General features: G+C 71.8%; 11 protein-coding genes. 2 read left to right on the forward strand and 9 right to left on the reverse strand.

Translation table 11 applies throughout. The features are described from left to right. Positions 1-868 (reverse strand): imelysin family protein (locus AB0399_RS38835; protein WP_366414484.1); only part of this gene is annotated, 868 nt, incomplete at its 3' end. 569 nt (positions 869-1437) lie between these two features. Here AB0399_RS38835 and AB0399_RS38840 point away from each other — a divergent pair. After that, complete coding sequence (locus AB0399_RS38840) at positions 1438-2016, forward strand: restriction endonuclease (protein WP_366414492.1); 579 nt, start codon at positions 1438-1440, stop codon at positions 2014-2016. A 90-nt stretch (positions 2017-2106) separates the two neighbouring features. On the opposite strand, the gene AB0399_RS38845 is transcribed toward AB0399_RS38840, so the two are convergent. The 4 genes from AB0399_RS38845 to AB0399_RS38860 form a co-directional block, all read right to left on the reverse strand. Then, positions 2107-3306 carry an acetylhydrolase gene (locus AB0399_RS38845; RefSeq protein ID WP_366414485.1) on the reverse strand — a complete coding sequence of 400 codons (1200 nt, stop codon included), beginning with the start codon at positions 3304-3306 and terminating at the stop codon, positions 2107-2109. A 90-nt stretch (positions 3307-3396) separates the two neighbouring features. Then, entirely contained in the window at positions 3397-4083 is a 687-nt protein-coding gene (locus AB0399_RS38850; RefSeq protein ID WP_329367515.1) for a response regulator transcription factor, read from the reverse strand. Beyond that, a complete protein-coding gene (locus tag AB0399_RS38855; RefSeq protein WP_366414486.1) occupies positions 4074-5546 on the reverse strand; it encodes a histidine kinase in 1473 nt (490 codons plus the stop codon). The genes AB0399_RS38850 and AB0399_RS38855 overlap by 10 nt, the downstream gene beginning before the upstream one ends. Positions 5547-6032: 486 nt before the next feature. Continuing rightward, a complete protein-coding gene (locus AB0399_RS38860) occupies positions 6033-6425 on the reverse strand; it encodes a nuclear transport factor 2 family protein (protein WP_366414487.1) in 393 nt (130 codons plus the stop codon). 352 nt (positions 6426-6777) lie between these two features. On the opposite strand from AB0399_RS38860, the gene AB0399_RS38865 reads away from it, so the two are divergent. Then, a complete protein-coding gene (locus AB0399_RS38865; protein WP_366414488.1) occupies positions 6778-8574 on the forward strand; it encodes a hypothetical protein in 1797 nt (598 codons plus the stop codon). Between the two features lie 75 nt (positions 8575-8649). Here the strand turns inward: AB0399_RS38865 and AB0399_RS38870 are convergent, their stop codons facing one another. From AB0399_RS38870 to AB0399_RS38885, 4 genes are all read right to left on the reverse strand, one after another. Continuing rightward, the gene (locus AB0399_RS38870; RefSeq protein WP_366414493.1) at positions 8650-9339 is read right to left on the reverse strand and encodes a response regulator transcription factor; all 690 of its coding nucleotides are present in this window, start codon (positions 9337-9339) and stop codon (positions 8650-8652) included. 77 nt (positions 9340-9416) lie between these two features. Further along, a complete protein-coding gene (locus tag AB0399_RS38875) occupies positions 9417-10643 on the reverse strand; it encodes a histidine kinase (RefSeq protein WP_366414489.1) in 1227 nt (408 codons plus the stop codon). A 118-nt stretch (positions 10644-10761) separates the two neighbouring features. Further along, the gene (locus tag AB0399_RS38880; protein WP_366414490.1) at positions 10762-11286 is read right to left on the reverse strand and encodes a hypothetical protein; all 525 of its coding nucleotides are present in this window, start codon (positions 11284-11286) and stop codon (positions 10762-10764) included. Positions 11287-11357: 71 nt separating this feature from the next. Next, entirely contained in the window at positions 11358-11825 is a 468-nt protein-coding gene (locus tag AB0399_RS38885; RefSeq protein ID WP_366414491.1) for a hypothetical protein, read from the reverse strand. Positions 11826-12312 lie beyond the last annotated feature (487 nt).

Raw genomic sequence — 12312 nt, forward strand, 5'->3', positions numbered from 1 at the left:
CGCCGTGCCACAGGCCGTACTCGATCCGGTGGAAGCCGGTGAAGTCCGGGTCCTTGAGCGGGTCCCGGCCGATCGCGGTGGTGCCGTTGATCACGGCGTCCGCGTCGCCGAACGTGTCGTAGGCCGCGCCCATCCGCTCGTACACCAGATGGCCGGAGAGCCAGTCGCGGCGGGCGGCGGCCAGGTCGCCGCGGTCGACGTCCTCCTTCAACGCGCCCGTGTCGCCGACGAGTTCGGCCATCCGCGTGCCGATCCAGGTCTGGTAGGCCAGGGTCGGCGGGATCAGGTCGTGCTCGGTGACCGGGAGGCCGGCCGGTCCCCGCGGCGCGGTGCCCGGGACCGTGACGGTCGGGCCGGTGACCGCGTCGGTGTCCTCCTGGAGGCACTTGAAGGCGTACGTGCCGCTGCCCAGGTCCACCACCATCGGGCGGCTGCCGGCCGGGGCGAGGCCCTCGACCTCGCCGTAGACCTTCCCGGTGCGCGGGTCGATCAGGTCCACGTCGGTGGCGGAGGCCGAGGAGTTGTGCAGGTCGAAGACCTGGGTGCCCGAGCGCGGCGTGACCTTCCCGGGACCGCCCCAGCCCCGCCCGCAGCTGCCCGGCGAGGCGTCCACCGGGGTGTGCCGCAGCCCGTCGGCCGCCAAGGGGTGCCGGTTGCCGGTGCTCGCGTCGTGGTGGCCGGCCGATACCAGCACGCCCGCGGTGATCGCGGCGGCCACGAGGGCGGCGACGGCCGCCGCGACGATCCGCCGGCGCCCTCCGCCCCAGCGGGGCGCCGCCCCTTTGGCGGCGCGGTCGGGCGGCGAGCCGTACGCGGGTCCGCCGTCCGCGGACGCGGGTTCGGATTCGGGTTCTGGTTCGGCGGGCACCGGACCTCCGGAATCGTGCTCGGCGTTTCGTGGTCGCCGACATGCTAGGACGCCCCGGCGCGCTTGCTCATCGGTGCAAACGCCGCGAACCCGCGAATCCGACGGTGCGCTCCTGGTCAAGTGCCGTGGCGGGCCCAGCAGTTCCTCGGAGTCCACCCCCGCCGGCGACTCCTCCAGCGGCGGGTCCAGCCCCAACGGCGCCTCGCACGCCCGCCTCAGCGGCGAAACCATGCGCAGCGTCCCGCCGTCGTCCGGCCGGACCAGCGCATGATCGGCCGGCACCTTCAGCGCCGCGTCCGTACTCCCGCTTCAACTGACCTACTGACTGCGCTCGGAGGCACGGTGAGGCGTTGGCCAGCAGGCGCCCTTCCTTGACGGGCCTGCACCGGTCACACTCGCGTCGGTCGCGGGGTGACAGGGTGACAGGGGATGGGGGATGCGTGGCGAGGAAGCGCAAGCGCCGTTCGGCCGCGCGGCGGAGGTACGAGTTCCGGCGGAACACAGTCCTGGCGGGGGGCGCCGTGCTGGTGCTCCTGGTGGCGAACTCCTGGGCGGACGCGTGGCCTTACGTGGCAGGAGTCGCGGGGTTCGGCGTCGTCGGAGGGGTGCTGTGGTGGCTGTGGCGGACGGACCGTCTGCTGCGTGGCGGGGATCGCCGGTGGCGGGAACAGGACGCGATACGGGTGAGGCACCGTTCGCTGGCCGAGGTGGACGCCATGCACTGGCGGGACTTCGAGCGGTACGTGGCGGAGCTGTGCCGGCGCGACGGCTGCACGGACGTGGTGGTCACCGGTAAGTCCGGCGACCTGGGTGCGGACGTGACGGGGACGCTCTCTGACGGACGGCGGCTGGTCGTGCAGTGCAAGCACTACGCCCCGCATCGGTACGTGCCCAGCGGTGACATGCAGAAGTTCGTCGGCACGGCATGGCTGCACCACCAGGCGGATGTCGCGGTGTTCGTGGCCACGTGTCCTTTCGGCAAGGCGGCGCTTGCTCTCGCCGTCCGGCACCGGATTCTGGCCGTCCACCGTGACCTGCTGGGCCAATGGAACACCGGCACCCCGCTCCCGGCCCTCCTCGCCCTCAACGGCACCGGTCAGGGCGACCGAGCCCACCGCAGACGGTGGAAGGACACGTACGGCGCCTGACGGGTTGCCGCCATGAGGAAGCGGAGAACCCGTGGGCCGGTCGGGGCGGGTCCGTCGCGGCACGGGAGGTGTGCGCCGAGGTCCGTCGTCTCAGGGGAGGAACCTCACCTCCGGGAAGGCCGGGCTCGGGCGATCGAGCAGCCGCTGCCCGCGATGCCGCAGGTGCTGGTCGAAGAACGCGAGGGGGTACGCCTGCTGGATGCGCACGGCCCGGGCCGGGTCGAGGGTGCCGATCCAGCCCTGGAGGTCCGCATCGCTCATCCCGACGGCTCGTGCGAGTTGCGGGATCAGGACCTGGACGTCGCAGTAGGACGAGTGGATCGCGCCCTCCGCTTGGACGTTGAGCCGCCATCCCCGCAGACGCGACCACAGTTCGGCGACGCTCGGCTGCGCGGCTCGGGTGAACTCGGCGGTCATCAGCATGAACGGCCGGTCCAGGTCGGTGGTGACCGCCGGCTGCATCGGTCCGTCGAAGCTGAGCCCGGCCCGGACGCGCCGGTCCTGGCTCATCACGAGGGCGGTCGCCGTCGCGCCCTTCGACCAGCCGAACATGCCGATGCGCGACGGGTCGAGCGCACCGAGCAGGCCGGCCGGCAGCGGCCGCTGCCCGGCGTCGGGGTTGCGCCCGGCGGCGAGGTTCTCGACGCAGTCGAGCACGAACACGATGTCCGTGGCGAAGTCGGGTGCTCCCAGACCCGGGGTGTCGAGCGGAACGGTGAGCCGGCCGTCGGGGAACTCGCTGAACGCGTCGTACGTGTGGTCCACCGTGACCACCGCGTAGCCGTGGCCGGCCAGTTCCTGCACCACGTTGGTGGTGTCCGCACGGTGATCGTGCGCGCCGTGCGAGAACACGACGACCGGCAGCCGTCCGTCCGGCCGCAGCACGGGGGCGCCCTCGTGGCCGGCTGTGAGCGGAGCCACCGCGATGCCGGCCGGGAAGCCCGCGTTCGCGAGGAGCGCCCGTGTCACGGCAGGGGACGCGTAAGGGGCCAGGGGATACCGCCCGGCGTTCCTGGCGGGGTACCAGACGCTGGCCATCAACTCGCGGTGGCGCCCGGGGCCCGCCACGGGGTCAGGACGCGAGGGGTCGACGAGATGCAGTTGTACGGTGCCCACCGGGTACGGTCCGGTGGGTGCGGGCAGGGTGAGCCGCACCGGGTTCTCGGTGACCGGAGCGGCCGACGCCTGGCGTGCGACGCCGATCGGCAGGGCGGCCCCGGCTGCCAGGGCGGCACCCACCAGACGGCGGCGCGTCAGGTGGTTCTGGCTGGTGATCGGTGTGTTCGTCACGGACCCTCCCGGGTTTTTGGGGCGGCACCGGGCCACGCCCCGCGTTCGAGGTCGGCTGTCGGCCCGGCGGATTCCTGTTTCCTGACCGGCTCAGAGGCTCGGCGGGGTGCGGCGGCCCTGGTGCGGGGCGGACATGAGGTAGGCGAGAACGGCCAGCACCCGGCGGTTGTCGTCGTCGGAGGGGACGAGCTCCAGCTTGGTGAAGATGCTGGTGCTGTGTTTGGACACGGCCTTCTCGCTGATGAACAGCCGGTTCGCGATGGCGCTGTTGGAGCGCCCCTCGGCCATCAACTCGAGCACCTGGCGTTCCCGCTCCGAGAGCGTGGAGAGGGGTTCGCGTGCGCCGCGGCCACGGCGGCCGAGCAGCTTGACGACCACCTGGGGGTCCATGACGGTGCCGCCCGCGGCGACCGTGCGGATCGCGTCGACGAACTGGTCGTCGCTGAACACCCGGTCCTTGAGCAGGTAGCCGACCCCTCCGGCCTGGTCGGCGACCAACTCCTGGGCGTAGATCTGCTCGACGTACTGCGAGAGCAGCAGGATCGGCAGCCCTGGGATCTGTTCGCGGGCGGACAAGGCCGCACGCAGCCCGTCGTCGGTGTGGGTGGGCGGCAGCCTGATGTCAACGATCGCGAGGTCCGGCCGGTGCTCCAGCAGCGCGCCCAGCAGGCCCGGCGCGCTGTCGGTGGCCGCCGCGATCTCGAACCCGCGCGCTTTGAGCAGCCTGACCAGCCCCTCCCGGAGGAGGAAGAGGTCCTCCGCGACGACTACGCGCACGGCACCTCCATGACCACGATCGTCGGTCCGCCGGACGGGCTGCTGACCGCCAGGATGCCGTCGAACGCGGCCAGCCGTCGCTCCACCCCGGCCAGCCCGCTGCCCCGGGTGGGATCGGCCCCGCCGACCCCGTCGTCGACCACCTCGATGCGCAGCAGCCCGTGCGTGCGGGCCAACCGGATCTGCACGGCACGCGCCGAGGCGTGCCGGACGGCGTTGGTCACCACCTCGGCGATGGCGAAGTAGCAGGCCGCCTCCAGCGGGGCGTCGAGCCGTTCGGGTACATCGATCTCGGTCCCACAGGGCAGCGGCAGCTCCAGCGCCAGCGCCCGGACGGCCTCCGCCAGGCCCCGGTCGGCGAGCATCGGCGGGTACATCCCCCTGACCAGGCTGCGTAGTTCCTCCAGCGCCGCCGCTGAGGCGACGCGAGCCTCCACGACCAGCGCGGTGGCCTCGTCCGGACTGCTGAGGATCATCTCCTCGGCGACCCTGAGGTTCATCCCGATGGCGACCAGCCGCCCCTGCGCGCCGTCGTGCAGGTCGCGCTCGATCCTGCGCAACTCGGCGGCCGCGGAGCTGACCGCCTCGGCCCGCGTCTCGGCCAGCTCCCGCACCCGCCGGGTCAGCGCCGGATCGGAACCCCGCCCGAGCAGCCGCAGGGAGTCCGGCAGCACGGTCAGCGGCAGCAACCAGAGCCCGAGGGCCAGCAGCACGGCCCCCTGGATACCGCCGAGGACCGACGCGTGGTGAGCCATCTCCAGGGGGAGCGGCGGCGTCGGCCCGCCCGGGGAGCCGAACTTCTCCACCACCACCGAGGACGGCCCGAACCCGCCCTGGGCGACGTCGTACGCCCCGATCCCCACCAGGCCGAGGGCGGCCAGATCCGCCGCCGCCCTCGGCCACCGCACCAGCCCCAACACGACGGCCGCCAGCACCGCCAGCCCCACCAGCCAGCCCGTCACCGCCGGCCCGATCCCGGTGCCCGGCGGCGCGCCCTGCCACAGATCGAGGCCGAGGAGGTCACCGGCCATCACCACGACGGCGGGCAGGAGCAGCGCCCAGCGCGCGGACCTCCCCGCGTCGGCTCCGCCCGGCCGCGCGGGCCCTCCGTTCGCCGGCCGGACCAGACCCGCCTCGGCGAAGGCGGCGAGCACCAGGATGCTCACGCTGCTCGCCGTGATGTTCAGCGCTGTCCGGCCGGAGGACGCGGAATGCGTCAGCCAGTATGTCCCCAGCAGCAGTTCGCCCGTCCCCACGGCGACCACGGGCAGTACCCACCGCCTGGGCGCGCGCGCCGACGGGAGCAGCACGGTGGTCAGCAGGCCGGCCATCAGCAGCGCCGCCGGGAACAGCCCGACGGGTTCCAGATCCGGCACGGTGATCATGTAGCCGGCCCCTCCGCGGCCGGGATTGTGCAGGGCGAGCAGCAGCACCGGCACGGCGCCGTACGCTGCCGCACCCACCAGCCCTGCGACGACCGGCCAGCCGATCCCCCCAACCGGTAACGCGGTACCCGTCGTTCGGCCCCGCGCCTGCTCCGCCCTGAATGCCAGCACAGCACAGACCGCGGTCAACGCCACGATCACGCTTTGCGGCCAGGGCGTCCCGCCCACCGGAAACGGCCACATGTCCACCCCGCCCACCCCCTCGTCCCGTTGTCCAGGTCACGCGCCGTGGCCTCGTGACCATGCTGCTGGGAAGGGAACGGCAGGCGCCATGGACCGGAACCTACTTCCGAGGTGGGCAAACACCTACCTCTCCGCCGTCCTCGACGTATACGGTCCCGGACGCAGATCGTCCGGCCACCGCGTCCCGGGCCCGCGGCATCCGTCGCCGGGAACCCTCCACCGACCTCGAACCGGTCGCCCCCAACACGCTTTCCCACGGGCCACGCGGCCGAGCAGACGTACCTGCTGGGGGACCCGCGTGCCCGGCTGGTCCGCGAGTCCTCACCCGAGATCGGGGACGGCGCTGGCGTGGGCGGCGAGGACGCGCCAGGTGCCGTCAGCGTGAATCCAGGTGCGGGTGTAGCGAAGGCGCGCCTTGAACGGATGTCCTCCGGCGGTGCCCTCGAGCCCGGCCAGCACACGGGTGATCCCGGTGGAGTCCACCACGGTCACGTGCAGGTCCTGCTGGTCGAAGACCTCGACGGCCAGGGTCCGGGACCTGTGCGCTCCCAGGTCCTCCTCCTTCGTCATGGTGCTGCCGTCAGGTCCCGTGTAGATGACACGGTCGTCCAGGAGCAGGTCCAGCGCCTGCGCATCACCTGATCGAACAGCGGCCTGCAGCCTCTGCTCGGCATCGTGGAGAGCGGCTTCAAGAGCCACCTGGTCCATCTCCATCCCGATCCTCCTTGCCTCGCCGGCCCTGCGGAGAATACGGGATGCGAACTCGTGAGGGATTGCCCCAACACGCTTTCCAACGGGCCACGGCGCGGTTCGCGGGAAGGCGAGGGCGCTCCGACCTGAGACGGAAGCATCGGCGAAGCACCCTGCGGACGGGACCGGACGGCGGCGAACGAGACCAGAGCTGGGACCGGGACAGCGTCATACCTTCCTGACTCGACCAGCTCGTACTCGAACCCGCTGGAGAGCGCTCCGCGGGCGCCCGTACGCTGGTGCGGTTCGATCCTGTCGCCGGCGCCAACACGCCTGGCCGGTCGAGCAGTTCACGCATCCCAGGGGGGACCACCACGTGAGACTTCGTATTGCCCTACCAGGCGTGACGGCCGGCGCGATGCTGGCCGTCGCGCTGAGCTTGCCGGTCGCCGTAGCCGACCCGGGCACGTCAACGCCGGGCACTCCGTCGTCCGGCGTCACCACGTCGGCGCCGGACCCGACGGACAGCACGTCCGCGCCGGACCCGACGGATACCCCGTCCGCGCCGGACCCGACGGACGGCACGTCCGCGCCGGCAGACCAGTTCGAGGTCTACGGCGTGGGCAACGCCCACTCGGACCACTGGAAACTGGCCCTGTCGGTCTTGAGCCTCAGCGGCGACCAGATCGCCGGTATGACCGCGCACTACCGCCCTCACGGCGCACCCACGGATTCACCGGACTCGGGCACCACGACCGCGTTCGGGTACGACCCCGTTTTCGGCGGACAGATATCCGCCGACCGGCCCGCGCTGCCGGCCCTGGGGGTGTACGACGTTTCGCTCGACGTCACCGACACCGAAGGCGCGACCGAACACTTCGCGGACGTCGGTGAGTTCACCTACGCGGCGAAGGTGAAGACCGGTCGGCTGACGGCCGACCGCGGCTCCGTCGACTACGAGCACCGCTCGTACACCGTCAGCGCTCCGGTGACCGTCACCGACCCGTCCACCGGAGCCGCACTCGACCCGTCGGGCGTCACGGTCTCGTTGGACAACCCGGACCTGGCCCCCGGCACGGTGGCCACCGGCACGGTCGGCGCCGACGGCCGGATGACGGCGCCCGTCACGGTCAAGGGTTCCGCCAGCTACCGCACCTTCGACGCGCAGGGCACCGCCACCGCCGGCTACCCGTACGCGCTCGACAGCAGCGATTCCACCATCCTCAGCGTGCCGGCAAAGGCCGAGACCACTCGCATACGGATACTCAGCAGCACCGACGTGAAGCTCCCCAAGGGCGGGCACACCACCCTCCGCGGCGTGTTGGAGCGGAAGGTCGGCACCGTGTGGACGCCGACACCGGGGCAGACGGTCAACGCCGACGGGCCGCCGTACTACCAGGCCAGCGCAACGACCGACCCCAGCGGCATCTTCACGATCACCACCGGCACCGCCGGGGCCTACTACTTCGACAACTACCGCAACTACGACCCCTACCTCGACGAGAGCCAGACCACGACCCCGGTCTACGTGCACGTGCCCTCGCCCAGCCGGGTCACCCCGTTCCACGTCAGCGAGGACGAGTACGGCGAGGCGAAGATCGACGGCCGACTCAACCTGAACGTGGTGGAGTTCGCCTCGGGGACCCAGTCGGTGACGATCCAGTTCTCGTACGACAACAAGACCTGGCACACCGTGGGCACCACGAAGATCGGCCGCTCCGGGCTGGCCGGGGACGAGTTCAGCTGCTACGCGACCTACGCCGGCCAGGCCAACGGCTACTGGCGGGCGTACTTCCGTGGCACGCCGGACTACTCCCCGTCCTACAGCTCCGCCGTGAAGATCTACCGGACCCCGTCCCGGATCACCGGCGGCACGCCCAGCCACACCACGGTCCGCAAGAACACCTACCTGACCTTCGGCGGGCACGTGCAGCAGCGCAGCACCTCCGGTAAGTGGTCCGGCATCTCCCACACCTACGCCTACCTGGAGTTCCGCCCCTCGGGAAGTTCCACCTGGCACTACGTCACCCGGGTGAAGACCGACTCCAAGGGCGCCTACCACCTGCGCGGCAAAGCCACCCGCACCGGCAGTTGGGCCGTTGTCTGGTTCACCTCCGACAGCCACCACATCGACTCCAACGGGCCGCAGCGCACCGTCCACGTCAAGAAGTGACCACCATCAGGCAGGCTGCAAGTGACGCGCACCCGCGCAACACACACCCGGGTGGGCCGTGCAGTACGTCCCGCCTTACGTACTCCGCTCGGTGGTCAGGTCGTTGCGGTAGGCGTAGCGGACGGCCTGGGCGCGGTCGGTGGCGCCGATCTTGGTGAAGATGCGGTTGATGTGCGTCTTGACGGTGGCCTGACTGACCACGAGGCGGGCGCAGATCTGGGCGTTGGACAGGCCATCGGCGATGAGGGTGAGGACTTCGGCCTCGCGCGGGGTCAGGCCGTCGGGCAGCTGGGCCGCGGTGTCTCGCGAACGTCCCTGCTGGGAAGGGGAGTTCGCGGGCACGCGGGCGTCGGGCTGTATCGCGGCGACCAGGCGGGCCTGGACCACGGGGTCGAGCCAGGTGCGGCCGCCGTGCACGTTGTGGATCGCGGCCTCGACCTGGTCGTCGTCCGCGTCCTTGGTCAGGTAGCCGCGAGCGCCGGCCCGCAGGGCGGGGAAGACCGAGTCGTCGTCCGCGTAGGTGGTGAGCACGAGAACTGCGGTGTCCGGCAGCCGTTCGCGCAGCAGCTCGGTCGCGGCGACACCGCCGAGGACCGGCATGTCAAGGTCCATCAGCACCACGTCGGGGCGCAGCCGCTCGGCGAGTTCGACCGCGTCGGTGCCGTTGCGGGCCGCGCCGACCACCTCGATGCCGTCCAGCATGCCGACCAGCAGGACCAGTCCGTCGCGCACCACGCGCTGGTCGTCCGCGACCAGCACTCTCACCTTCGAGCCGGGTCCGGACCCGGTGCCGGGTCCGGACCCGGGTCCGTTTCCGGGTTCGCGTCCGGCAGCGGGCAGCGTCACGCGGGTATCTCCATCCGTACGGTCCATCCGTGGCCGGTCGGGCCCGCGCTCGCGTTGCCGCCGGCCAGGGCGAGCCGCTCGCGCATGCCGGTCAGGCCCAGGCCGGAGCCGCCTGGCACCGGGGCCGGTACGGGGGCACCGCTGTCGCGCCGGTCCTCGATGGTCAGTGTCGTGGCCCCGGCCTCGTAGCGGAGGCTCACCGTGGTGCGGGCACCGCGTGCGTATCGCGCCGCGTTGGTCAACGCCTCCTGCGCGCCCCGGTACAGCGCCACCCCGGCGTTGTCGGGCACCGGCCGCCGGGTCCCGCTGACGGTCATCGTCACGTCGAGCTCCAGGTCGGTGCGGTAGCGCTCGACCAGTTCGGCCAGCCGGTCCAGGGAGGGCGGCCGGTCCCCGCGCAGCGCGCCGACGGCCCGGCGGGCGTCGCCCAGGCCGTCCTTGACCAGCGTCGCGGTACGGTCGAGCAAGCCGCGCAACTCCTCGTCGGCCCCGTCGCGCCGGGCCATCCTGCGTGCGGCCTGTACCTGGATGGCCAGTCCGGACAGGGTCTGGGCCAGGACGTCGTGCAGGTCCTGCGCGATCCGGGTGCGCTCGGCCAGTGCCGCCGCCTCGGTCTCCGCCTCCCGGGCGTCCTCCAGTTGGGCCAGCAGCAGTTCGGCGCGCGTCTCGTTGCCGCCCGCCTGCCGGATGTAGAACGCCATGACGGCCAGGACCGCGCAGAACTGCAACTGGCCGACCAGATTGGTGGCGCTGCCGTCCATCCCGGCGAGGTTGGTGCCGAGCAACTCGGCCGCCAGGACGCCGCTCAGGGCCGTGGCCGGGACCGGCGACAGCACCAGGAAGGCGGTCAGCACGCTCGTCGACATCGGGAGCACGGACATGGCGTGGGGCTGCAACATGCCCAGCGCCAGCCCGAACTCGCCGATCAGCAGGCAGTACGCGACGCACGGACGCGGCGCCGTCACCTGCCACCGGCCGGAGGCGACGGCCACGATCGGCAGCAGGCACCCGGCGAGCAGCAGGGTCACGGCGAGGTGCACCCCGTGGGTGCCGGGCGAGGGACGGGCGGACAGTGACTGGACGCCGATGGTGATGATGACGACCCACAGCAAGGACAGCAGGCGCCTGATCCTGCGTTCTCGCCGGTCCTGGACGCGGGCCAGCGCCACCGCCAGTCGCGGGCTGACCGCGTCGGCGGGCGGGCCGTCCGGGAAATCCGTCATGCGCTGAAGGATAGGGCGGCGCTCGGGAGGCGCCGCAACGTACCGCGACCCGGCCCGCGGGCTGCGGGTCCGGGTCACGGGGCGGGCCGGGCGCGGGCCCGATCCCGTGTCCACGCAGTCAGCCCCGGGTCGGTGCGGTCGCGGTCGCGGCACTCGTGGTGACCCGGCGCGCCCTGGCCCGTATCACGACGAGCCGGGCCAGGACCTGGGCGAAGGCCATCAGCAGGAGCGCGACGGTCCACGCGTCGGAGCTGGTGATCATGTGGTCGCGGCTGAACCGTGCGATGTGTACCGCACCGCTGTGCGCGGACCAGAACTCGAACCCGGAGCGCAGCAGCATCCCCGCGATCCAGAACGCCGCCGCTGCGACCCCCGCCTTGGCGAACGCGACACCGTCGGAGCCGCGACTCATCAGAGTGGTCGCGCCGCAAGCGAGCCCCAGTACCGCGCCGACGGCCGCGCCGACGACGTACAGCCGCACGTCGTGGCCCCCGGTCGGGAAGGACTTGAGGTAGTACGCGGCCGCCGCCGCGACGCACACCACCGGCAGCATCGCGGTGCGCAGGGTGACCCGGGTGCCGTGGATCTGCGGGAGCACCAGAAGGATCAGGACCGCGGAGATGAGGTAATCAGTCGTCGTCATGCCCTTGAGACTGCCGTCCGCGCTGCGCCGCGACGTCAGCCGTCGGGTTGACCCAGGGTTGGTCCACCGCGTCAACCCACGGGTTGACGGCCCCGTCCGCCGAAGACACGGGGCCGCGGCGGCCAGCGAAGGGGTGGAGGGCCATCTCTCTCCACGGCCGGAGGCGGCCGGACACGCTCGCACGCGTTCGCCCGATCCTCTCCGGAGGCGGCGCCGGCTCCCGAGTGTGGTCCAGGAGTCGCAGGCCCGGAGCTGCCGACTGCAACCCGAACTGCAACCCCGTCTGGGGTCGGCCTGGCCAGGCCGAGCGCCAGGATCTCGGCCGCCATCGTCATGCTGGTGACGTTCGGTACGTACTGGTCCTCGAACTGCTTGCCCTGGTCGTCGCCGCCCCATGGCGAACCGGCCGCGGCAAGGCCTCCCTGGAGCTTGGCCAGGGCCGTCGCCAGGTCCGAGCTGTGCGTGAGGAACTGCGGTGCGCTCGTCTGCAGGTCGGCGAGCTTGATGTCGAGTATCTGGTCGTCGTCGGCGTTGCCCATACGTGATCCACCCCCATGGCTCAGCGATTCCCCCAGAGCACCAGCCGATCAACAGCTGTTGCCTCCTGCCACTTTGGTGGAGGTCAGGCGGATTCCGGACAGGAACCGCGACAAGTGCAAAGGGAATGGCCTGAACAGCGGCATCGCTGGCTTGTGTTCAGCGACGCGCGGCCTGGCGCAGGGCTTACGGACGGTAATGGCCGTCACATTTCCGCCTGCCCGTCGCCCAGGGCAGGAGCCGACCCGGCGCCCCCACGCCCTCGGTCTCAGTTCTGGTCTCATTCAGCCGCGTCCGGGTCCGTCCACCACCCGCCTGGGTGCTCGCTCGGCCGCAGGTCAGACCGCCTCCGCTTCCTCCCGCACGGCCTCGTGAACAGTTGGAAAGCGTGTTGGGGGCAACCCCTCACGAGTTCGAATCTCGTATCCTCCGCCAGTGCCTCACCGGGCACGACGTCGAAGGGCCCCCTCGTTCGCGAGGGGGTCCTTC

The organism is Streptomyces sp. NPDC088194, from assembly GCF_040702025.1.
In the GTDB taxonomy this organism is placed as follows: Bacteria; Actinomycetota; Actinomycetes; order Streptomycetales; family Streptomycetaceae; genus Actinacidiphila.